This is a genomic window from Planococcus sp. 1R117A (assembly GCF_051417975.1).
In the GTDB taxonomy this organism is placed as follows: domain Bacteria; phylum Bacillota; class Bacilli; order Bacillales_A; family Planococcaceae; genus Planococcus; species Planococcus shenhongbingii.
This window is the reverse complement of record NZ_JBPRLO010000001.1, coordinates 739,614-761,253: the sequence shown is the minus strand read 5'-3', so window position 1 is coordinate 761,253 and position 21,640 is coordinate 739,614. Positions and strand designations below refer to the sequence as shown.

General features: G+C 47.3%; 20 protein-coding genes. 16 read left to right on the top strand and 4 right to left on the bottom strand.

Features of this window, described 5'->3' with window-relative positions; translation table 11 throughout:
• Positions 1 to 126 precede the first annotated feature (126 nt).
• The 10 genes from ACSFXN_RS03515 (at position 127) to ACSFXN_RS03470 (ending at position 9,376) form a co-directional block, all read left to right on the top strand.
• Positions 127 to 741 carry a glycerol-3-phosphate responsive antiterminator gene (locus ACSFXN_RS03515; RefSeq protein ID WP_437148803.1) on the top strand — a complete coding sequence of 205 codons (615 nt, stop codon included), beginning with the start codon at positions 127 to 129 and terminating at the stop codon, positions 739 to 741.
• Positions 742 to 925: 184 nt separating this feature from the next.
• A complete protein-coding gene (locus tag ACSFXN_RS03510; protein ID WP_437148802.1) occupies positions 926 to 2,221 on the top strand; it encodes an extracellular solute-binding protein in 1,296 nt (431 codons plus the stop codon).
• 68 nt (positions 2,222 to 2,289) lie between these two features.
• Positions 2,290 to 3,138: an HAD family hydrolase gene (locus tag ACSFXN_RS03505; protein WP_437148801.1), complete on the top strand. Its 849-nt coding sequence runs from the start codon at positions 2,290 to 2,292 to the stop codon at positions 3,136 to 3,138.
• A complete protein-coding gene (locus tag ACSFXN_RS03500) occupies positions 3,131 to 4,210 on the top strand; it encodes an ABC transporter ATP-binding protein (protein ID WP_437148800.1) in 1,080 nt (359 codons plus the stop codon). The genes ACSFXN_RS03505 and ACSFXN_RS03500 overlap by 8 nt, the downstream gene beginning before the upstream one ends.
• Positions 4,197 to 5,126 carry a carbohydrate ABC transporter permease gene (locus tag ACSFXN_RS03495; RefSeq protein WP_437148799.1) on the top strand — a complete coding sequence of 310 codons (930 nt, stop codon included), beginning with the start codon at positions 4,197 to 4,199 and terminating at the stop codon, positions 5,124 to 5,126. Before ACSFXN_RS03500 ends, ACSFXN_RS03495 begins: the two co-directional genes overlap by 14 nt.
• 17 nt (positions 5,127 to 5,143) lie before the next feature.
• Complete coding sequence (locus ACSFXN_RS03490; RefSeq protein ID WP_300990486.1) at positions 5,144 to 5,968, top strand: carbohydrate ABC transporter permease; 825 nt, start codon at positions 5,144 to 5,146, stop codon at positions 5,966 to 5,968.
• Between the two features lie 301 nt (positions 5,969 to 6,269).
• A complete protein-coding gene (locus ACSFXN_RS03485; protein WP_437148798.1) occupies positions 6,270 to 6,983 on the top strand; it encodes a glycerophosphodiester phosphodiesterase in 714 nt (237 codons plus the stop codon).
• A 45-nt stretch (positions 6,984 to 7,028) separates the two neighbouring features.
• Positions 7,029 to 8,105 carry an acyltransferase family protein gene (locus tag ACSFXN_RS03480; protein WP_437148797.1) on the top strand — a complete coding sequence of 359 codons (1,077 nt, stop codon included), beginning with the start codon at positions 7,029 to 7,031 and terminating at the stop codon, positions 8,103 to 8,105.
• Positions 8,106 to 8,257: 152 nt separating this feature from the next.
• Positions 8,258 to 8,608: a DUF4181 domain-containing protein gene (locus ACSFXN_RS03475; RefSeq protein ID WP_437148796.1), complete on the top strand. Its 351-nt coding sequence runs from the start codon at positions 8,258 to 8,260 to the stop codon at positions 8,606 to 8,608.
• A gap of 90 nt (positions 8,609 to 8,698) precedes the next feature.
• Entirely contained in the window at positions 8,699 to 9,376 is a 678-nt protein-coding gene (locus tag ACSFXN_RS03470; protein WP_437148795.1) for a serine/threonine protein kinase, read from the top strand.
• Positions 9,377 to 9,498: 122 nt separating this feature from the next.
• On the opposite strand, the gene ACSFXN_RS03465 is transcribed toward ACSFXN_RS03470, so the two are convergent.
• The gene (locus ACSFXN_RS03465) at positions 9,499 to 11,934 is read right to left on the bottom strand and encodes a DUF4084 domain-containing protein (RefSeq protein WP_437149153.1); all 2,436 of its coding nucleotides are present in this window, start codon (positions 11,932 to 11,934) and stop codon (positions 9,499 to 9,501) included.
• 398 nt (positions 11,935 to 12,332) lie between these two features.
• Here ACSFXN_RS03465 and ACSFXN_RS03460 point away from each other — a divergent pair, with 398 nt between their 5' ends.
• Positions 12,333 to 13,391 (top strand): LLM class flavin-dependent oxidoreductase, encoded by a 1,059-nt coding sequence (locus ACSFXN_RS03460; protein ID WP_437148794.1) that lies wholly within the window; start codon positions 12,333 to 12,335, stop codon positions 13,389 to 13,391.
• A 151-nt stretch (positions 13,392 to 13,542) separates the two neighbouring features.
• Here ACSFXN_RS03460 and ACSFXN_RS03455 read toward each other — a convergent pair whose 3' ends face one another.
• Positions 13,543 to 14,826: a hypothetical protein gene (locus ACSFXN_RS03455; RefSeq protein ID WP_437148793.1), complete on the bottom strand. Its 1,284-nt coding sequence runs from the start codon at positions 14,824 to 14,826 to the stop codon at positions 13,543 to 13,545.
• Between the two features lie 369 nt (positions 14,827 to 15,195).
• Positions 15,196 to 16,056: an alpha/beta fold hydrolase gene (locus ACSFXN_RS03450; protein WP_437148792.1), complete on the bottom strand. Its 861-nt coding sequence runs from the start codon at positions 16,054 to 16,056 to the stop codon at positions 15,196 to 15,198.
• 341 nt (positions 16,057 to 16,397) lie between these two features.
• On the opposite strand from ACSFXN_RS03450, the gene ACSFXN_RS03445 reads away from it, so the two are divergent.
• Entirely contained in the window at positions 16,398 to 17,126 is a 729-nt protein-coding gene (locus ACSFXN_RS03445) for a class I SAM-dependent methyltransferase (protein WP_437148791.1), read from the top strand.
• Between the two features lie 54 nt (positions 17,127 to 17,180).
• Here ACSFXN_RS03445 and ACSFXN_RS03440 read toward each other — a convergent pair whose 3' ends face one another.
• A complete protein-coding gene (locus tag ACSFXN_RS03440; RefSeq protein WP_437148790.1) occupies positions 17,181 to 18,074 on the bottom strand; it encodes a DUF2382 domain-containing protein in 894 nt (297 codons plus the stop codon).
• Positions 18,075 to 18,397: 323 nt separating this feature from the next.
• Here ACSFXN_RS03440 and ACSFXN_RS03435 point away from each other — a divergent pair, with 323 nt between their 5' ends.
• The 4 genes from ACSFXN_RS03435 to ACSFXN_RS03420 all read left to right on the top strand — a co-directional run bounded on the left by ACSFXN_RS03435 (position 18,398) and on the right by ACSFXN_RS03420 (position 21,579).
• Complete coding sequence (locus ACSFXN_RS03435) at positions 18,398 to 18,589, top strand: hypothetical protein (protein ID WP_437148789.1); 192 nt, start codon at positions 18,398 to 18,400, stop codon at positions 18,587 to 18,589.
• A gap of 170 nt (positions 18,590 to 18,759) precedes the next feature.
• Positions 18,760 to 19,677, top strand: a complete 918-nt coding sequence (locus ACSFXN_RS03430; RefSeq protein ID WP_437148788.1) for an SDR family NAD(P)-dependent oxidoreductase — start codon at positions 18,760 to 18,762, stop codon at positions 19,675 to 19,677.
• 39 nt (positions 19,678 to 19,716) lie between these two features.
• Complete coding sequence (locus ACSFXN_RS03425; RefSeq protein ID WP_437148787.1) at positions 19,717 to 20,631, top strand: SDR family NAD(P)-dependent oxidoreductase; 915 nt, start codon at positions 19,717 to 19,719, stop codon at positions 20,629 to 20,631.
• 39 nt (positions 20,632 to 20,670) lie between these two features.
• Positions 20,671 to 21,579 (top strand): SDR family NAD(P)-dependent oxidoreductase, encoded by a 909-nt coding sequence (locus ACSFXN_RS03420; protein ID WP_437148786.1) that lies wholly within the window; start codon positions 20,671 to 20,673, stop codon positions 21,577 to 21,579.
• Positions 21,580 to 21,640 lie beyond the last annotated feature (61 nt).

The following is a 21,640-nucleotide window of genomic DNA, read 5'->3' as shown; positions in this document are numbered from 1 at the left end:
CCCAAGTATTGCAGACGATTGATAAGCTGCTTTTAAGAAGTTGTTAAGGTTTGTAAAATTTCCGTTTTGCGGGAATTCGAACTTCTATAATAGGAAAGGAATAGAACATCGAGAGGGGCCGAACAGATGAAAAGCCAATGGAATAAGGAAGAACTGCTTCGCCGGCTGCACCGGCATAAAAAAATCGCTGCCGTCAAATCCCCAAAAGGAATCGAAAAAGCGCTGGCCAATAAGGAAGACATTGCGGCAGTATTTCTTCTGATGGGTTCCATCCTGAACATCAAACGCTATGTCGACGCCTTTCAGGACGAAGGCATCCCGGTCCTGATCCATGCCGAGAAAATCGGAGGGCTGCTGTTGAACAGCGAAGGCCTGGATTTCATCGCCAATTACGTCAAGCCGTTCGGAATTGTCACGACGAAGCCCGCACTGATCAAAAAAGCGAAAGAGCGGAACTTGTTTGTGGTGCAGCGCGTGTTCATGATCGATTCGGAAGTATACCACAATGTTCTGGACAACAAGCAGAAACCGGGGCCGGACATTATTGAAATCATGCCTGCCACTTTATATGGCGTCATCCGTTCCTATTCGGAACAGCTGGACATCCCGGTCATCACGGGAGGGCTGCTGTCTACTGCAGACCATGTGAAAGCTTCGCTCGAAGCCGGGGCACTCGCCATCAGCACATCCAATGAGTCGCTGTGGGCAGAAGATTTTTCAACGGCTGAATTGTTAAAGTGATTTTTACATCTTTTACATACTGGGTTAACAACCGGCAGATACAATCAATTATGAAAAGTAGATAGCTAACTGGGTGCACTAAGAGAGACCTCAAATACCTTCCGGGCTGCCGGAGGACTATTTGAGGTCTTTTTGCGCGGCGCTAGAGCAGCTGTCCCTTAAAAAAGAAAACGGAGGCAGGAAAATGAAAAAACTCGGCTTGTTTTTGGTAATGGCAATTGCACTTATGGTACTGGCGGCTTGCGGAAGCGAAGAAAGCAAAGATACATCTTCAGGATCTGCGGAAGCGGCAAGCGACAAAATTGAGCTTACATACTGGTATGCCTGGGGAGATAAAATTGGCGAAAATAACGAGAATCTGGTGAAACAGTTTAACGAATCCCAGGACAAGATCCATGTGACTGCGGAATTCCAGGGAACTTATGATGAATTGCATGCGAAGACACAAGCGGCATTCGCTGCCGGCAATGCACCTGAAGTGACACAGAACGAAATCGCTTCAATGGGCGTTTTCGCGAAATCAGGCATGACACAGGATCTGACTTCTTTCATTGAAAACGACAAGGAAATTAATATGGACGACTTTAACCCAGGACTTATGGGGAATTCATATGTGGACGACAAGGTGTATGGACTGCCTTATTTGAGAAGTACACCGATCCTCTACATGAACGCCACAATGGCTGAAGAAGTCGGATTGGATCCGGCAGGACCGAAAACATGGGAAGAGTTCGAAGAATACGCGAAAGCTTTTACCAATGGTGAAGGACGTGTCGGCATGTCTTTGCCGATCGACATTTGGTTCTATGAAGCGCATGTTGCACAGGCTGGAGGCACTATGATGAACGAAGACAATACGGAAGTTGCTTTTAACAGCCCGGAAGGCGCAGCAGCTTTTGATTTTTGGAGAAACATGTCTAATGAAGGAACGATGAAATTATCATCAGGAACAGAAGCGGGCGACAAAGCGAAACAAGACTTTGTCAATGGCCATTCCGGCATGTTGTTCTCTTCAACTGCTGATTTGTCCTACCTGCTGCAGCTTGCTGAGGAAAAAGGATTTGATTTGCAAACTTACTTCATGCCAAAAGGAAAAGAAGCGAAAGTTCCGACTGGCGGGGCCAACCTGGTCATGACGAGCGGCTTGGATGAAGAAAAACAACAGGCAGCATGGGAATTCATCAAATTCATGACGGCTACAGAACAAACAGCCTACGCATCAGAATACACAGGCTACTTGCCAAGCCGTCTGTCTGCTGCGGAATCCGAGAAAATGCAGACGTTGTACAAAGAAAAGCCGCAATTCAAAGTAGCTGTTGATCAGCTTGAAAACGGCATCGCACGTCCAATGGCCGAAAACTATCCGGAAGTCGTCAAAATCCTGATCGATGAAATGACACGCGGCATCCTGGATGAAAGCATCCCGACAGAAGAAGTACTGGATACGGCGGCTGAAAAAGCGAATGCCGTACTGAAATAAGCATTTTATAACAGAAGAAGAAAGCACTGAAAGGTGCTTTCTTTTCAAATGATGGGGGAGAAAGCAGCGTGCAATGGCTAAAAGACATCAACGTATTGATTTTCGACATGGACGGAACACTTTATCAGGACTATACATTCATGGGCCGCTATATCGCCAAGATGATGAACGGGAACTTCCCGGAAGCTGAAATAGAAGAGACAGTGGCTCTCGCTTATGACATTTTGGAAGGCAACAAGCATTTCAAACTGGGATTCATGTATGACCCGGAAAAATTGGTCTTCTACCGCCAGCAGGACTTGCTTCCGGTAACGTCCTACGACTGGGACGGACTGGAATTGGAAATCGCGGAAAATGGGGACAGCGCACTTTCCTATATTGGGGACCCGTGGGGAATCGCCCAGCTGATCGCTGTCTGGAAGAACATCCCGGCTGAATCGGTGAAAAAAGCGTTCGATGACGTACGCAGCGAAATGCTGACAGAAGCTTATTGCATCATCAAACGGACGGATCTGTTTGATGAAATCAAAAAGCTTGAAAACAAGCGCGTGATTCTGATGACCAATTCGCCGGTGCCGACAGCCCAGGAATTCGTCGATTTTCTGGAAATCAATGAAGTTTTCGATGAGTTTTACTTTGACGGGAAAAAACCGAACGGCATCAAAGAGCTTGTTGCAAAGCTAGAGGCGGAAGGCTATAAGCCGCATGAAATCCTGTCCATCGGCGATCATCCATGGAATGACCTGTACCCGGTGCATAAAATAGGCGGCCATACCTGCCTGATCAGCGAGTACAAGCATGACGATGCGACAGAGTGGTCGGTTTCGGTGGAATCGATTGATGAATTGGTCGATTTGGTCCGGATGTTGAATGAAGAATCCATGATTGCAACTGGAAAGGAAGAGACGTATGGCTGAAATCAGACTTGATAATATTTCAAAGACGTTCAATGAAGACCGCGTCGTCAAAAATATTTCATTGACCATTAAAGATGGCTCATTCACTGTTTTGGTCGGCCCTTCCGGCTGCGGGAAATCCACTATTCTGCGGATGCTCGCGGGCTTTGAAAAGCAGACGGAAGGGGACATCTGGATTGACGGCAAGCTGGTCAATGACCTGGCGCCGAGCAAGCGCGATATTGCGATGGTTTTTCAGAACTATGCGCTGTACCCGACAATGACCGTAAAAGGCAATATCGAATTCGGCCTCGCGAACCGCAAAGTGCCGAAAAAAGAACGGCAGCAATTGATCGAAGAAATCGCGGGAATCGTCGGCTTGACGGAGCATCTGAACAAAAAGCCGGATAAACTGTCTGGCGGCCAGCGCCAGCGCGTTGCTCTCGCGCGCGCCATGGTCAAAAAGCCGAAAGTCTTTATCCTCGATGAACCGCTGTCGAACTTGGATGCTAAACTGCGCACGCAGATGCGGACGGAACTGATCCAGTTGCATGAAAAACTGGGCACCACTTTTGTTTACGTGACGCACGACCAAGTCGAAGCGATGTCGATGGGCGATGAAATCATCATCCTGAACAAAGGCGTCGTCCAGCAAAAAGACGCGCCGATCGAAGTCTATCAGAATCCGGGGAATATGTTCGCGGCCGAGTTTATCGGGCAGCCGCCGATGAACGTATTTGAACGGCAGGCCTTTAAAGGAGTTCTGGATTCGGTGTCGGAAGAAGTAAGTTATATCGGGTTCCGTCCGGAGCATGCCGGCATTGCGATAAAAGCCGCAAGCGTCCCGCATACCATCGAACTGGAAAGCGAGATTCTGACGCTTGAAACCTTGGGGGCGGAAACGGTCTATAAAGTGAAAAACAGCCTCGGTACGATGAACATCCGCAGTTTCGACTTGCCGCTGCCAAAGCACAGCAGCTGTTTCATAACGATTCCGTTGGAGAAATTGTATCCGTTTGACGCTGAAAAGAACGCCATTACGGAATTCAATGTGTCGGTGAAAAAGGAGGCGGTATTGAATGGCGTTCGCTAAAGTCCAGATGGACATGGATGAACAGAAAACAGGGCGGCAAAGCTTCCTTTCCTGGGCAAACGTGCGCCCGTACGCCATGATTTCCCCGGCAGTGCTCGTTTTTTGCCTGTTTTTCATCTATCCGATCGGCTATATGATTTATCTGAGTTTCCATGACTGGAACTTTGTCAGTCCAACAAAGGATTTTGTCGGGACTGCGAACTTCAGTCACCTGCTGACCGACCGGGATTTCCGTGAAGTTATTTCCAACTCATTTATCTATACGTTCTTCACCGTGTCTTTGACCATCGGCCTGTCTATGCTGCTGGCGCTATGGCTGAACCGGACAGGAGCAGTCTACTCGTTTATGCAGGCATCGATTTTCAGCCCTCATATCATTTCTCTTGTATCCGTTTCGATGCTTTGGATGTGGATTATGGATGCGGATTATGGCTTGCTGAATTGGGCATTGAATCTGGTTGGCATCGAGTCGGTCGCCTGGCTGACAAGCCCGGATTATGCGCTCGCTTCACTGATCATGGTAGCGGTATGGAAAGGAATCGGTTTTAATACCTTGGTCTTTATCGCAGGCCTGCAAAGCATTCCGAAGGATTTGTACGAAGCGGCCGAGCTTGACGATACACCGCCGTGGAGAAGGTTTATGAAAATCACGGTGCCGATGCTGTCGCCGACGCTGTTTTTCCTGACCATCATCGGCGTCATTAACTCTTTCCAGGTGTTTGAGACCATCAACCTGATGACAGCCGGTGGCCCCATCAATTCAACGAATACATTTGTCTACTATATTTATCAATACGGCTTCCAGTTCTTTAAAATCGGTTATGCTTCAGCGGCCGGCGTCATTTTGCTTGTCATCCTGAGTGTGCTGACCGTTGTTTACTTTAAAGTATTGAGCAAACGAGTACATTATAGATAAAAAGTGAGGGGAAATAGATGAAATCATCACCAATTTTTAAAGTCATCAATGCATTAGGGCTGATCCTGCTGTTCTTCATCTTCGCCATCCCGTTTCTTTGGATGGCGAGTACCGCATTCAAAACGCTTGGGGAGACGATGACATTCCCGCCGGTCTGGATTCCGGAAACGCTGCAATGGCAAAACTTTGTGGACGCCTGGAATTCCGGCCCGTTCCTGAAATATTTTGTCAACAGCGTCGTGGTGACGTTTATGATTCTGATTCTGCAATTTGCCACCATCATTCCGGCTGCTTACGCGTTTGCGCGCTATGACTTTCCTTTGAAGAACTTTTTCTTCGCGCTGACGATGATCTGCCTGATGATTCCGAGCCAGCTGATTTTCTTGCCGGTGTATTTGAACTTGAGTTCCTGGGGGATTCTCGACACCATCTGGGGGCTGATTCTTCCGTTCGCGACCAGTGCGTTCGGTATTTTCCTGCTGCGCCAGTCGTTCATGCAGGTGCCGGAAGAGCTGCTCGAGGCGGCCCGGCTGGACGATGCCACAGAATGGCAGATCATCCGCAAAATCATGTTGCCGCTTGCGAAACCGGTCCTGATTACGCTCGCTCTATTCAGCTTCATCGCCCATTGGAACGATTATTTCTGGCCGCTGGTTATGACAACAAGTGAAAATGCCCGCACCTTGCCGCTTGGCATCGCGATGCTGCGCCAAGTGGAAGGCGGGGCTTCCTGGAATATCGTGATGGCCGGGAACCTGCTTCTGGTGCTGCCGATTCTGGTCATCTTCTTTTTTGCCCAAAAGCATATCATCCGCGCTTTTGTTTATACGGGAGTGAAGTAATAATTCCCATCTGCTGATGTCTTTGCTGTTTTGCTCCATACCTAAGCAAGCAATCAGCAACCAGCAAACTGAGTGATCATTTCCTTTATAGAAAGCCTCTCCAGCGAAGGCGCGTCCAAGGGCGAGGCGGAGCAATAAGGTGACCAAAGCTCTTTTGGGCACCTCATTAGCGACGAGCTTGTGCAGGAGCACGAGTCTTTGCCCTGCCCAAAGCGTCCGAAGCGTTGTTTTAAAAAAATCATTTCTATAGTTCAACTTTTATACTAGATATCCGCCAATGAATCAAAGAGGAGGAATTTTCATGGGACAACTTATCGCACACCGGGGATGGTCAGGCAAAGCTCCGGAAAATACATTGAGCGCCATCCAGCTTGCGCTTGAAGAACCGAAAATCGACAGCATTGAAATCGATGTACATCTGACAAAAGACGGCGTTCCAGTAGTCATCCATGACCACAAAGTCGACCGCACCACCAATGGCTCCGGTTACGTGAAAGACATGACGGCCGCTGAAATCCGTGCTTTGGATGCAGGAAGCTGGTTCGGCCCGGAATTTGCCGGTGAAAAGGTTCCGACGCTGGAAGAAGTGCTCGAACTTACGAGCGGCGGGAAAAAACTGCTGATCGAACTCAAGCAAACCGCCGGAGTATATGCGGGGCTGGAAGAAAAAGTGATTGTGCTCATTCAAAAATATGGAGCACAAGAGCAATGCCATCTGATTTCGTTTGACCATAAAAGCCTGCAAACTTGCCGGGAATTTGATGCACAGGTAAAGCGTACGCTCGTGATGTCCGGCTCTCCTTTGCTGCTGATTGATCAAGTCAATGAAATCGGGGCTTCCGCAGTGTCCGTCAATCATCAATACGTCGATTCCGAAATGGTAGAAAGCCTGCACGGAAACGGAACCGACATTATCGTCTGGACCGTCGACCACAAAGCGGAAGCCGAAAGAATCCAGGAGTTGGACGGAAGCATCGCTTTGACAACCAATCATCCGGAGCGTTTGTGGATTTAAGGCGGAAAGAGTTTCGAATTCCCACATGAAAAATGAGGTGCTTTTTTGATTCAGACTCAACTGAAGGCCGGCAAGCGGCAAAGAGATCCCTTTTTTGACAATGCCCGGTTTATTCTGGTGGCGCTTGTCGTGCTTGGCCATTTAATAAGCCCGGTCCGTGAAGGGAATGGGGCTCTTTTCTTTGCCAATAATTTTCTTACTTCTTTTCGGATGCCCGCGCTTATCCTTCTTACGGGCTTTTTTACAAAGCATTTTTGCCGTGACCCGAAGCGCTATATCAAGAAGCTCCTCATCGGTATTTTCATCCCTTATCTGCTGTTCCAGATTTTCTATTTACGGATGGACGGCCTGGCAGAAAACGGAGAGCAGCTGATGGCCAACTTGTTCGCGCCGAACTTCGGCATGTGGTTTTTATTGAGTTTGCTGGCTTGGAACTTGCTTCTTTTTCCATTCTCCAAGCTGAAACACCCGATTTTGACAGCTTTCTTCATCGGCGTTGCGATCGGATGGGTGGATTGGGCAGGCGAGTTTTTAAGCATATCGCGAACCTTTGTCTTTTTTCCATTATTCCTGATTGGCCATTACCTGCAAAGGGAGCAAATGGAATGGTTCAAGAAAAAGAAAGCCAAAATAGCAGCGGTGTGCAGCATGGCGGTAAGCTGGATGATTTTGTCTTTCTTTTCGCTGGAACAGGCTCGCAATGCGCTGTTGGCCAGACAGCCCTATGCAGAAATTGCCGGTTCGGCATTAGAAGGCACGGCTGTCCGCCTGGTTTTCTATGGGCTGATGTTCCTCGGCATCCTGTCTTTCCTGCCTTGGGTGCCGAAAAAGGAATTTGCCTTTACCTATCTTGGCAGGCGCACTGCCTATGTCTATCTGCTTCACCTTTTCTTTATAAAGGTTTTTACCGGAATGGGCCTTTTCCCAAGCGAGCCGGGAATTTGGTTTTTCGCGGCGCTGCCTATGGTGTGGCTGGCTATCGTTTTTTGGACCAGCTCAAATGCTGTGGTTTTCTTTGCAAAGCCGGCAGTGGAAGGGAAATTTGCTGCTCCTTTATTACAGGGATCTCCGTCCGTTATGAAGACAATCAATCAGCTGACTTGGCTGGCCCATAAGAAATAAGGCGTCCATCAGATAAAAGCGTCTCAAAATAAACAAAGAAAAATAAAGGCATGAAAAGCGATTTAGCGAGCACTGGCTGAAGCGCTTTTTTGATTTAGGAACTTTCAACCATTTCATCCGTATGAATAGAAATGGATAAAGGGGGAAGGCCGATGGCGTTTTTTCTGGTGGCAATTGCGCTTTTTGCATTGTTGTTTGGGTTGGAAATGGTTTTGAGAAAAGGACTTGGCATCAAAAAGGCCAGCCTTTCTGATACTCCTGCGAAAAAGTATGGTCAATGGGGGCAGGGGAGTATTTTTATTGCTGTCCTAATTTCTATTTCTTTGATCACTACTGGAAACAGCAGCTGGATTGTCTGGTTATGGATTGTGTTTGCCTTGGCATTGCAAAGTTTTGTTGCTTTTTTACAGTGGAAGTATATGAAAGAATCAAAAGAGCATTTGCTGACCCTTATAACGATTCCGGTTTTGATCGTGCTGCTGCTTGCCATTGGCTCTGCATAATTCATGATGCTGTCAGTTCCAGTAGAATTAAATTATACTGAAACAGGAGCAAATACATATTTTCAGCAAGCACCAAAGAGGAGAGATGGCATGGAGCATACATGGCAAGTGGCAGCAGATGCCCTGTCCAACATTACAGTAACGTCAAACCCCGACAATGAACCGGTCACGATCCGGGGGACGTCTGAAGACATGCGCTGCATCGGGGTCGGAACGGATGCTGCTGTATTTCAGTCATTGTCGGCGCCCGGTTACGCGTTCAAAGTTTATGCGGAAACCAAAATGGCTAAATTGGAAGCGGAAGCGGAGGTTTATAAGAGACTCGGACCGTCGCCTTATTTTTCGGATTGTTTTGGTGCCGGTGACCGCTTTCTTGTCTTGAAATACGAGGAAGGCCCCACGCTCTTCGACTGCCTGCTGCAAGGGATCCATGTTCCGGAACAGGTCATTGAAGACGTGGAAGCGGCGCGGCAGTTTGTCCGCGAGCGCGGGCTGAATCCGCGTGACATCCACTTGAAGAATATTCTGCTGCAAGACGGGCGCGCGAAGCTCCTGGACGTTTCAGAATACATCAAAGCCGGCAACGATTTCAGATGGGAGCATTTGAAAAAAGCGCACGCTGAATACTACGGTCTGATCGATGGGGCCCCGATGCCTTTCTGGCTGCTCGATACCATCCGGAAATGGTATCATCATTGGAATAACTATTCCTCGTCAATCGATGAATTTATGCAGATCATTTCAAAGCAGCTGAATATCCGGAGGTAAAGGTAACAATCCGGAAATGCTTATCCATAGAAAAATCCCCTGCCAGTTTTGCAGCTCAAAACTGGCAGGGGATTTTTTCGGTTATTTAACAGCATTTATTCGATTCAGCTCTTTGTCCGGCTTTAACGGCCAGGATGAAGAACTCCTGCTGATTGAAGTTTCTCTTTATCCAGCATCTCCGTGAATGCCTCCACAGTCAGCGGCTGGCTGAAGAGATAACCTTGAACTTCATTGCAATCCAGGTTCTCGAGAAACGCAAGCTGCTCATTTGTTTCCACTCCTTCGGCGATAACCGACATGCCAAGGCTATGGGCAATCGAAATCATGGCTTCTACAAGCGCCATGTCATCGGGATCTGTTGCCATGTCCTGGATAAACGGCTGCGCAATTTTGATGTGATTGATCGGGAAGCGCTTCAGGTAAATGAGCGATGAATAGCCGATGCCAAAATCATCTATGGCAATCTGTATACCGAGTTCCCTTAGTTCCTGCATCCGTGCAATGGCTTTTTTAACATCAAAAACCGCGACGCCTTCGGTGATTTCAAGTTCCAGCAAAGAAGCGGGAAAGCCGGTTTTCTCCAGTACCCTTTGAAGCGTCTCCATCAGATTATCATGCAAAAATTGCCGCGGAGAAAGGTTCACAGCCAGTTTTAAATGGGGATGGCCTTCATCATGCCAAGCTTTAGCCTGCCTGCAGGCGTTATAAAGCACCCATTCATCGATTTGCAGGATCAGCCGTGTTTCCTCCGCCAATGGAATGAATTTTCCAGGGGATATGGTATTTCCATCGCTCGTTTCCCAGCGGATCAAGGTTTCCATTCCGATAACTTCGCCGGTTTGGGTATGGATCTGCGGCTGATAATGCAAAACAAATTCTTCATTGGCAATGGCCTGCCGCAAGTCTTTTTCAAGCTGTATTTTTGTCAAGAGGGTCGATTTCATGTCACTGGAGAAGAACTGATAATTGTTTTCTCCTTTTTCTTTTGCATGATACATGGCGATATCGGCGTGCTTCATCAATTCATCCGTAGTATTCCCATCCTCGGGATAGACTGCGATGCCGATGCTCATGGATACATGCAATTCCTGCCCTTTGATGGTTACCGGTTTGTCTATAATTGACTGAATCCGCTCCACTAAAGGCACAATGTCTTCCCGTGAGTTGAGTTCATTCAGTATGATGGTGAACTCATCGCCGCCTTGCCTGGAAATGGTGTCGATCTGGCGCAGGCTTTCGGTCATTTTTCGCGAAAAGCCTTTCAGCAATAAATCCCCGAACTCGTGGCCGAAGGTATCATTGATATTTTTAAAGCGGTCCAAATCGATAAACACGACGGCTACTTGACGCCCATTGCGATCTGCGCTCGCCATGGCTAATTTCAGCTTGTCGAGAAACAGCCTCCGGTTCGGCAAACCGCTCAAAACGTCATGGTAAGCCATATGTTTCATTTTTTTAACAACGTCTTCAAGCTGTTCGTTTTTTGTGCTGAGTTCCAAGGTTCGCTGCTCGATTCTATGCTCCAGCATTGAAGTCAATTGATGGTAGCTGATCAGCAGTTTCTGGTTTTCCAAAGTCGTGTAGAGCTGCCTTGAAATAAGCAGCAGAACCGAGATTCCGGCTCCGGCAATCAGCCCGTTCATTTCACCTTTGTGTTCAAAGATCATGACGATAAAAAGCAGAACCAGGCTGAAATAAGGCAATAATAGACGCAGGGAAAGCCCCTTTTCGGCAGCCGGGCTTTTTTCAAGCGAAGGCTTTATTCCGATTGGCATCTTCTGTTGTTCATCCAAGGCGTATAAACCAGCAAGAGCGGTTAGGAAAAGTCCGAGAGACCAAAGCGGGTCATAGAAGGTGCCGGGGATGTAATTCTCTGCCGTTGCGGAATAGTAGAGAAGGGCTGTGTCCGCTACAATCCGTGCAGCCAAACTTCCGCATATCAACGCTAAAACAGGACGGGAGAAAAAGCGGTCCCTGCCAAAGTAAAAACTGATGGCGCAGAATAAGAGAAGCAGATCCCCCACAGGATAACCGATTGATATCGTCAGCAAGAGTGGAGAAAGAGTGTCTTCGGAAAAAATATGCTGAATGATAAAATGCCAGCTGAGGGCGATAAAGACAGCCATGATAATGCACATATCAAATAGGAATTTTACTTGGTCGGCGCTATTTTTTTTATGCCCGACATAATAGAGGAACGCGGCAATATAAAAAAGGATTTGAAGAAAATAAAACAAGTCCGGCCATCCCGGAAACGGCACTTCCCCTTTCAGGGAATACTGATAATAAAACCGGAGACTTTCGGCGATCGTATAGCTTAAGCAGCCCAAAAAAGACAGCAGCCAGAAATACTTTCCCGGCCCTTTGATTTTTGAATAGACATAGAAAAGAGCGATGGCCGCAATAATTGAAGCAAACGATGAAGTAATATCAGTGCCCAACACATGAGGAGACTCCGCACTTTTACCATAAAAAACCCAAGCATAGTAAACGGCAATATGAAGAATTAAGTAATAGGTAAACATTTTTTTCGTCGAAACGCTAGTGATGGTGGTCACCTCATTCAAAGTAAGAAATTCCTATGGCCTGACCAATAGGGGATAGGCTGCAACAGACAGGTAATGGGCGGTATACGTATCCGGGATTGAGTTTTTGAACAGCTCTTTTACTCATTATAGATAGTTATTGTAAATAAAGAAACATATATATTACAAAATATAACATTTATTTGTAATATATATACCAATATTGAAGATTGAATAGATTGAATGAACAGATAATTAAGGCTGGTAAATTGTCGGTACTCTTGTTGTTTTTTCGTTTATTTGCAGAACAAGACCGAAGAAGGTTAATGCCATATAAGCGCCTTGTTTACTATCCGTCTCATTGAAAGATATACTGAAGTCAGGATGTTATCTTCAGGAACCATTAGAGCCAACATGGAGGGATTGAGAACATGGAAAAATACCGCATCAACCAAAAAGACGGCATGGAATTCGGCCTGTATACACTCGGAGACCATATTCCCGACCCGCAAACCGGCGAACGGATTTCTGCCGGAGAGCGCATCACGCAAATCATTGAACTGGCAAAACTTGCGGAACAAGCCGGCATCGACTTTTTCAGCGTCGGTGAAAGCCATCAGGAGTATTTTGCAACCCAGGCCCATGCGATAGTGCTTGCGGCAATCGCACAAGCGACCGACAAGATTAAAATTTCCAGTTCCTCGACCATCATCAGCACATCGGACCCTGTTCGTGTCTATGAAGACTTCGCGACCATCGACCTCATCTCGAAAGGGCGCGCGGAAATCATCGCTGGGCGGGCATCGCGCATCGGCCTTTTCGAACTGCTTGGCTATGATGTTCAGGACTACGAAGAATTGTATGAAGAAAAGTTTGCGCTGCTGCTGCAGATCAATGAGCAGGAAACGGTCAATTGGAACGGCCAGTTCCGTGCTCCTCTCCGCAATGCACGGGTGATTCCTCGTCCCTTGAACGGCTCTTTGCCGATTTGGCGGGCGGTCGGCGGACATCCGGCAAGTGCCATCAAAGCCGGGCATGTAGGAGTCCCGATGATGCTTGCCACTCTTGGCGGACCGGCGCAAAGTTTTAAGCATACGGTGGACGTTTACCGGGAAGCGGCCGCAGAAAGCGGTTTTGATCCGGCGGCACTACCGGTTGCCACTGCAGGGTTTTTCCATGCTGCTGAAACCACGCAGCAGGCATTCGAGGAAATTCATCCCCATGTGGACAAAGGCATGATGCTGACAAACGGCCGGGGTTATCCAAAGCCCCACTTTTTCCAAGGTGCCCATCCGCATGATGTCATGAATATCGGCAGCCCGCAGCAAATTATTGAGAAAATCCTTTACCAGCATGAACTGTTCGGCCATCAGCGCTATATCGCCCAGATGGATTTCGGCGGAGTGCCGTTTGGCCGCTTGATGCGGAATATTGAAATGATCGGCAATGAGATTCTGCCGGCAGTTAAGAAGTATACCGCCAAACAGTGAAAGACATGGAAAACAGGCTGCCTTCGGAGGCAGCCTGTTTTGAGATGCGCGGAGAATTGGCGTTTATCCCACTTTACCGGGACAGTCAAAGTCTGAATGGTCAACTAACAATCAGCAGTGATGAGAACAATCCCGCTAATTGAAGTTTTCTTTATTCATATACCGGATTTTCAATGGGGCGGTATTTCACCAAAGTCATGTCACGGCCTTCGGACGAGATAATCTGCAGTTTATTGTAAAGGGTTTCGATGGTCTCGTGGAGTGCTTCCAATGAATCTTCGGCAATATTGAATCTGCCAAACATTTGAGCATAGGATCCTGTCTGGCTGACTTCATCTCCCACTTCTCTATTGATGACAGCAGTGAGAACACCGGGCATCGACAAGATTTCATCCAGTCCATTGATTTCAGCAATAACGCCATCCGTCAGCAAAATAGGCAGATTGCAGGACGGAAAAGGCATATAGCTATTGTCAAATGAAGAGATATCGTATTTGCTGATATCTTCGCCAACGGCATAGTCAAGCATCATTTCGAGCAAGTTGACTCCAGTCTGCTTTTCAACAATGGTGTAATGCTGCGATCCGCTGATGCGGAAACCCATTTCATAGATATAAAACTCATCGTCTTCAAAAAGTGCTTGAATCAGCAAGACGCCGTTTTCGATTTCCATTGCCCGGATCATCTCGCGCACTTGAGGATCCACTTTTTCCAGATATAGTTCTTTATGGCGCGAGGGGAATGCAACTGCAATCGGCAAAGGAGGATGCTCTTTTGCCTGTTTATGAACATGTCTGTCAGTGACGGCCGATAAATAAACTTCACCGTTTTGTACGGTATAGTACATCATTGTTCCATATGGAGTATCGATAAATGGTTCGACAATCGCTTTTTGGGATTTCGAATAGCTTAGTGCTTTTTCATAACCTGCCACGAGTTCCTCGAGATTGTAGCAAACCGTAATGCCTTGGCTGGCATAGCTGTCAACTGGTTTAACAATGACCGGGTACTTTAGATTATCAAATCCGTCATTTGTTAAGCTTTCATCAATCGCATACTCCTCAATGACTGGCACATTAAAGCTGCGGCAGAACGTTTTAAACTGGTCTTTATTCGAGCAAATTTCCAATTGTTCTTTTGTAGCGTAATAACGGAGGCCTAATTTTTCGCACAGTGCCAGTGCATTCCATGTATTCAAATCATCAAAGCCGTTGAATACACCATCAATTTGTTCTTCCTGTGCGATTTCTGCCAGGCGGTCCATGTCGGCCGTGCTGACATCGTAGGATTTATCAGCATAGGCTTTTGCTGGTGAACCGGGAGCTTTATCGGTCACGATTGTATAAAAGCCCATTTTTTTCGCTGTTTCCACCACGTCAATCATGTGAGAAATTCCGCTGAGAATTAAAATCTTTTTGTTGTTTGATTTTTTCATTTGATAACCTCCTATGGGTTTCGTTTTATGGTCTAAGAAATTTTGAATGTACGAACTTCTGGATGAAGGGAAAGCGAATCGGACTCTATAGTGGTTAAATAGAATTAGTTCTTCTTGCAAACTTAATTCAAAAATACCAATACTATTAGCATGTGTCAATCTAAATATCTGAATTTTACGAAAATGAAATATAATCAAATCCAGAAGCAGGCGCAGTAAAAAAAGGCTGACCGTTTGCTGGCCAGCCTTATGATTGCGGAAATTTAACAAGCAGTGAAGTTGCCTCATCTTTCAGCATGACAGTTAGCGTTTCTCAAAACAGCGCCGAAGAATCGCATGCTTTTTTGTTTCGGTATGGCATTTCCTCTATCAATTTTTCAAGAAACGTAAAAGTTCCTCATATGTTTCTTCCGGTGCTTCCTCTGCCAAGTAATGGCCGCAGCCGATGCCGCGCCCATTTACATCGTCAGCCCATTCACGCCACACCTCCAGTACGTCGTACCATTTCGGCAAAGAGCCTTTGTCCCCCCATAACACGAGATTGGGGCAGGCGATTTTACGGGTTCCCCGGTCCTGTTCATCGATTTCACTGTCGATGGAGGCTGCCGCCCGGTAATCTTCGCACATCGCATGGATGGTGCCGGGCTTATGGATGGCGCGCCAGTATTCGGCGAGTGCTTCAGGGTGAAACAAATGCCGCGTGCCCTGGAAATAGAAGTTAGCCGGATTCTGGCCGATGACGCGTTCCGGGAAATCGAACGGCTGAGCGAGGAAAAACCAGTGCCAATAACCCATGGCAAAATCCTTGTCAGTCCGCCGGAACGTTTCACCGGTCGGAATGATGTCCATCACCGCCAGCTTTTCCACAGCATCCGGAAAATCAAGTGCCAGCCGGTAAGCGCAGCGCGCTCCCCGGTCATGCCCGGCAACGGAAAATCGCTCGAATCCCAACTCTTTCATAACGGCGATTTGGTCTTTCGCCATTTCCCTTTTGGAGTAAGTGGAATGGTCTTCGGCTGATTCCGGTTTGGAACTGTCGCCGTAACCTCTGAGGTCGGGCATAACCACAGTAAAATCTTTGGCAAGAAGAGGAGCGATCAAATACCACATGACGTGAGTTTGCGGATGTCCATGAAGCAGCAGAAGCGGCGGACCTTCACCTCCATAGCGAAGATTGATCTGCACATCGCCATTATTGATTGTGGTCTGCCGGAAGTTTTCAAACAGCATGAAATCCACTCCTTTTCCAGGTTATCTTCTACTTTAAAATCCCGTTGGATCAACTAGCAATCAGCGGGAAGAACCTCCGCTGATTGAGTTTCTCTTTACCCCGCTTTAACGGGCAGTAAGGCTCCCGCTTCTCCGAGCGGAATCCACTGTCCGTAAAAGTCCGATTGGATCAACTAGCAATCAGCGGGAAGAACCCACTGATTGAGTTTCTCTTTACCCCCATGATTCCCTAAAAACTCATTCTCAATCCATAAAAGCGGGGCTTTCATGCGGTATTGACAAGCAGAAGAAATGGCCTTATAGTTCAATCAATTTTAAAATGGAAGGCGGAGGAGCAAGCGATGAAACTGTACAAGGAATTGGCAGAGTGGTGGCCGTTGATGTCTCCCCATACAGAATACGAAGAAGAAGCTTCGCTTTACCTGGAAATTCTCCGGCGCTATCATCCAAATATTAAAACGGCATTGGAGTTCGGGGCCGGAGGCGGCAGCAACGCCTCTTATCTGAAACAGCAGTTTTCCATGACCTTGACTGATTTATCTCCGGATATGATTGAAGTCAGCCGGAAGTTGAATCCGGAGTGCGAACATTTTCAAGGAGATATGCGGAATTTGGCATTGGATGCCAAGTTCGATCTCGTATTCATCCATGACGCGATTATGTATTTAACGACCAAAGAGGATTTGCTGGAAGTGATGCGCAATGCAAAAAGACACCTGAACGAAAACGGCATCCTGTTCATTATGACGGACCAGTTCAAGGAAACTTTCCGGCCGGAAACGAGCCACGGGGGAGTGGATAAAGACGGACGTGGCATGCGTTATTTGGAGTGGACCCATGACAGCGACCCTGAGGATCATATAACAGAAACCGAATACGCCTATATCATGAGAGATGAGAATGGAAATGTATTCAGGGAATACGATCATGCGAAGTCCGGCTTATTTTCTATGGGAGAGTGGGAAGAGTTGCTAAGCGAAGCCGGGTTTAAGGCCATATTTGAACAGATCAACTATACGTCTGTCGATGGCATTTATTACGGCATCGTTGCTATTCAGACGAAAACCTAATAGAAACGAAAAAAAGGCAGCCGTTGAAGGCTGCCTTTTTATTAATATATTGGATTAGAAACGGTCTTTGTTTTTATCTTTTCTTTTGATCTGGCCGGTTTCATCGATATCCGCTTCTTCACGGCGCACCGTTTCGTTAACTGTTTCAGTGTCTTGGACTTTACGTTTGCCGACAACAATTTCTTCAGTCACGACGTCTTTTTTCGTCACTTCCACACGTTCTTCAGAAAGTGGAACATGGATTGTATCGTTAGTATCTTCGTAAGCAGCAGTACCCGTTACTTCTTCGTTTACTGGGCGGCGCTCGATATACACTTCTTCACGTTCTACTGGAACTTCGATTGACTGGTTGCTTTCCACGACGTGTTTGCCGACATTCACTTCACCGGTTTGCACCCGTTCCGTATTGACATTCAAGCGTTCTTCGTGAAGGCGCAGCCGTTCATCTTCAGTTTCTCCGGTTGTACCAAATCTGCTGTCTGTTGAGTCATAAGTAGAATCCGTTGTTCTGCCTGTAGCAAACGGTGCATCAGTTGCTGTGCCCGTCACTGCTGAATCGCGGCGAGATCTATCGCTGTAGTTTTGGTAAGAATCACTATATTCGTCGTCTACATAAAGCAGGATTTTCCCGTTTTCCACTTGATGGTAATACGCGTCTCTGTCCGCAGGATCAAGTCCCATATTGTCGAAGACGCTGCGCGTATTGTCGTCGCCTGAAAGGAAGTTTACGAATTTCCCCATAAATCCTTCATCTTGCTGTTGGCTGGTTCCCTGTGTATCCAGGTTTACATCAGTCTGTCTCCGGATCATGTTCAATTGATCATTGTCCCGAGCCACAACATACATATGATCTTCATTATGGCCTTGAGCTTTCAATTCGTTTACTTGGCTTAATACCTCTGCCTGTACATCGTATACACCTATAAGTTTGTTACCTCTTTTTTCCATTACGAATTCCTCCTTGTGGTGATGAATCCCTTTTAAAAGCAAGGTACTTTTTATGTACCCCATGACCCAAGAGCTAAACATTCTTAATAATGAGGCAACTTAAAAATAGCGATAAAGAAGCATCTTGAATTGAATTCCTTCTATAAAATTACATGCATCGGAATTGCCAGGATATTATGAGCATTTTTCTTACAGGCACTAGGAAAAGATGGTTTAATAAAAGAAGAAACAAGGAATAGAAAAGTAATTTAATAGAAAAGTCTGAAAAATTCAAAGTAATGCATTATAATGGGTTTCACAATCACGAAAGGGAGGCTGTGAAGATGGAAATGATCAAAGGGTCAAGCATGGTAATAAAGATGACGCGTGTTCTTATTGAAGACGGATGGTCTTTCATTCAGGATGAATTCGATGTCATCATTCGGGCAGAAAATAAGCTTACCGGTGAAGCCGTCTCTTTCCCATCAGTTGGCAATTTAAAAAGATGGCTGTATGAGAAAGCGCTGAGTTATTAATTGAGCAATTATAGAAATAATGCAGAAGTAAGAGAGCTGGCCTGAATGTTTGGCCGGCTTTATTTTTTGCACTAAAACCTGCTGATTCTAGTAATATCAAAACGTTTTACTGAAGTGGTGGGTTTTCGAAACACCTGAAACTATTCGAACCGTCAATGGAGGGATTCCTGATGACGAGGAAGAAATCACGCCAAGGCCTGACAATTGTCATTACTGGAGCATCGAGCGGATTTGGCAAAGGAGTCGCGCAGAAGCTTGCGGCACAAGGGGCAAATGTAGTGCTGGCCGCCCGCCGCACGGACCTGATTGAAGAATTGGCAGCGGAATGCGGGTCGAATGCGACGGCGGTGACAACTGATATCAGCAATGAAAAAGAGATGGTGGAGTTGATGGAAACGGCTTTGTCAAAGTTCGGAACGGTCGATGTCTGGTTCAATAACGCTGGGCTTGGCATTCTCGGTTCGTTTACGGACACGCCCTTGAAAGACTTAAACAGGCTCGTAGATATCAATATGATTGGGACGATGTACGGCAGCCACTTGGCACTTCGGCAGTTCAAGAGCCAGGGATACGGTACGCTCATCAATATGTCTTCTTTTGTCAGCAAAGTCCCGCTGCCTTTCGGGGCGGCTTACACCGCCACCAAATTCGGCATCACCGGGATGAGCGCCGGGTTATACCAGGAGATGGAGCTGGAAAAACACAGCGATATCCATGTCTGCACAGTCCATCCATGGGTTACGGATACGCCGTGGGTGGAACATCTTGCCAATTACAGCGGCCATGAAATCATACTCGGGCCAGTGGACGATCCGGAAAAAGTCATTGAGGTGATCATCGGGCTGATCGACAAGCCGCAGCCGAATGTGGATGTCGGCTTCAAGTCAAAAACTGCGGTCGCTTCCTATGAATTAATGCCGAAGGTGGTGGAATACTTGAACGGCAGGTCATTGCTTGCCATGCTTCGGTCAGCACCGCAAGCGGAAAGGACATCCGGCAGCCTGCATGAACCGAAACCGATCGGCACGGAAGTTTCAGGGAGAATGCGTGAACGGCTAAAGAGAAAGTTAAAAGATGAAGAGAAATGACAATCTGAAAACAAGACATCGATAAGAGGAGGGATTCGCATGGCAGATGAACAGTCTCGCAGCGGGTTGACAGTGGTCATTACAGGAGCTTCAAGCGGCATCGGCAAAGGCGTAGCCAGGCAGCTGGCAAGAGAAGGGGCGAACTTGGTGGTTGCCGCCCGCAGAACAAATTTAATCGAAGCGCTGGCAAAGGAATGCGGTCCAAATACGGTTGCTGTAACGGCCGATGTCAGCAAACAACAAGACGTCGCCCGGCTGTTTGAAACGGCGATGTCGTCATTCGGAAAAATTGATGTCTGGATCAATAATGCCGGCATCGGGACATTCGGCTCGTTTACCGATACACCGCTCAAAGACCTCAACCGCACTATTGAAATCAATTTGCTGGGCACTTTCTATGGCAGCCATTTTGCGCTGAGCCAATTCAAGAAACAGAAATACGGCACGCTTATCAATGTTTCGTCTTTTGCCAGTAAAGTTCCCTTGGCTTTCGGAGCCGCCTACACCGCAAGCAAATACGGTGTATCAGGGGTCAGCAACGGGCTGCATCAGGAGATGGGGCTGGAAGATTTCAAAGACATCCATATTTGTTCCGTGGATCCATGGGTTACCGATACACCATGGACTGCCCATGCCGGCAATTACAGCGGCCATGAAATTGCCATAGGGCCGGCAGATGATCCGCAGCAGGTAGTAGATGCCATCATCAGCCAGATTGACAGTCCCCAGCAAACCTTGGAAGTGGGAGCAAAAGTAAAAGGGTCAGCCTTTTCAAGTGGTGTATTGCCAAAAACCACCCGTAAAATGAACAGCGAACTGTTCGGCAAAATGCTTTACGAGGCACCTCCCGCTCCCGCAACTTCAGGCAGTTTGTTTGAACCGAGCCAAGAAGGGACTGATGTAATGGGTGATTTGCGTGAACGCTTCGAAAAGAATATGTCTGATCGGAAATAAATGCAGCACAGAATTGTTGAAGAGAGGGAGGAATTGATCATGCCTAAAAAAACGTCCCGTGAAGGGATGACGGTGGTCATTACAGGCGCTTCCAGCGGCATCGGCAAAGGAGTTGCCAGGCAGATGGCAGATGAAGGTGCTAATGTGGTGCTGGCAGCACGGCGTACCGGTTTAATCGAAGCGCTTGCGGAAGAGTTGGGGCCGCGGGCGATTGCGGTTACAACCGATGTCAGCAACGAACAGGACATTGCCCATTTGTTTGAACAGGCGCTTGAGGCATTCGGCAAGATTGATGTGTGGATCAACAATGCCGGCATCGGTGCCATCGGACCCTTTACCGACATCCCGACGGAAGATTTAAAGCGCGTCATTGAAGTTAATGTCAAAGGCACCATTAACGGCAGCCATTTTGCGCTGCGCCATTTCAAGGAGACCGGGCAGGGCATCCTTATCAACCTCGGTTCGGTTACCAGCGAAATAGCCTTTCCTTATTACACCGGCTACAGCGCCGCCAAACATGCCGTAGCCGGATTGAGTGCTGCATTGAACGAAGAAATGAAACTGGAAGGCTTTGAAAACATCCATGTCTGCAACGTTATGCCATGGGCAACGGATACGCCGTGGTTTATCCATACCGGGAATTATACCGGGCACGCCGCTGAAATGAAGCCGATGGACGATCCTCAGCTGGTCATCGATGCTATCGTCGGCTTGCTCGACAATCCAAAAGAGTCGGTGGCGGTCGGCGCCAAATCGAAAGCTTCAGTCTTATCAAGCCATTTAATGCCAGGAACCACCGAGTCCTTGAATGCCAAGTTTGTGCAGAAAGTCATTGAAGATGCACCGCACATGGAGCCGAATTCCGGTTCTTTATATGAACCGATGAAAGCTGGTACGGAAGTGGAAGGCGGGATTCGCGAACGGATGAAGCGGGAAGAGCATTCTTGAAATCAGTCATTTTGCGATTCTGGTAAAAGAAGAAATCAGCCGGTGAGTGATGCGGCTGGTT

What these genes read in the sequence shown, in the direction of transcription:
- ACSFXN_RS03515 (WP_437148803.1), top strand. Translation starts at nt 127, where the DNA reads ATGAAAAGCCAATGGAATAAGGAAGAACTGCTTCGCCGGCTGCACCGG.
- ACSFXN_RS03510 (WP_437148802.1), top strand. Translation starts at nt 926, where the DNA reads ATGAAAAAACTCGGCTTGTTTTTGGTAATGGCAATTGCACTTATGGTA.
- ACSFXN_RS03500 (WP_437148800.1), top strand. Translation starts at nt 3,131, where the DNA reads ATGGCTGAAATCAGACTTGATAATATTTCAAAGACGTTCAATGAAGAC.
- ACSFXN_RS03495 (WP_437148799.1), top strand. Translation starts at nt 4,197, where the DNA reads ATGGCGTTCGCTAAAGTCCAGATGGACATGGATGAACAGAAAACAGGG.
- ACSFXN_RS03490 (WP_300990486.1), top strand. Translation starts at nt 5,144, where the DNA reads ATGAAATCATCACCAATTTTTAAAGTCATCAATGCATTAGGGCTGATC.
- ACSFXN_RS03485 (WP_437148798.1), top strand. Translation starts at nt 6,270, where the DNA reads ATGGGACAACTTATCGCACACCGGGGATGGTCAGGCAAAGCTCCGGAA.
- ACSFXN_RS03475 (WP_437148796.1), top strand. Translation starts at nt 8,258, where the DNA reads ATGGCGTTTTTTCTGGTGGCAATTGCGCTTTTTGCATTGTTGTTTGGG.
- ACSFXN_RS03470 (WP_437148795.1), top strand. Translation starts at nt 8,699, where the DNA reads ATGGAGCATACATGGCAAGTGGCAGCAGATGCCCTGTCCAACATTACA.
- ACSFXN_RS03460 (WP_437148794.1), top strand. Translation starts at nt 12,333, where the DNA reads ATGGAAAAATACCGCATCAACCAAAAAGACGGCATGGAATTCGGCCTG.
- ACSFXN_RS03455 (WP_437148793.1), bottom strand. Translation starts at nt 14,826, where the DNA reads ATGAAAAAATCAAACAACAAAAAGATTTTAATTCTCAGCGGAATTTCT.
- ACSFXN_RS03450 (WP_437148792.1), bottom strand. Translation starts at nt 16,056, where the DNA reads ATGCTGTTTGAAAACTTCCGGCAGACCACAATCAATAATGGCGATGTG.
- ACSFXN_RS03445 (WP_437148791.1), top strand. Translation starts at nt 16,398, where the DNA reads ATGAAACTGTACAAGGAATTGGCAGAGTGGTGGCCGTTGATGTCTCCC.
- ACSFXN_RS03440 (WP_437148790.1), bottom strand. Translation starts at nt 18,074, where the DNA reads ATGGAAAAAAGAGGTAACAAACTTATAGGTGTATACGATGTACAGGCA.
- ACSFXN_RS03435 (WP_437148789.1), top strand. Translation starts at nt 18,398, where the DNA reads ATGGAAATGATCAAAGGGTCAAGCATGGTAATAAAGATGACGCGTGTT.
- ACSFXN_RS03430 (WP_437148788.1), top strand. Translation starts at nt 18,760, where the DNA reads ATGACGAGGAAGAAATCACGCCAAGGCCTGACAATTGTCATTACTGGA.
- ACSFXN_RS03425 (WP_437148787.1), top strand. Translation starts at nt 19,717, where the DNA reads ATGGCAGATGAACAGTCTCGCAGCGGGTTGACAGTGGTCATTACAGGA.
- ACSFXN_RS03420 (WP_437148786.1), top strand. Translation starts at nt 20,671, where the DNA reads ATGCCTAAAAAAACGTCCCGTGAAGGGATGACGGTGGTCATTACAGGC.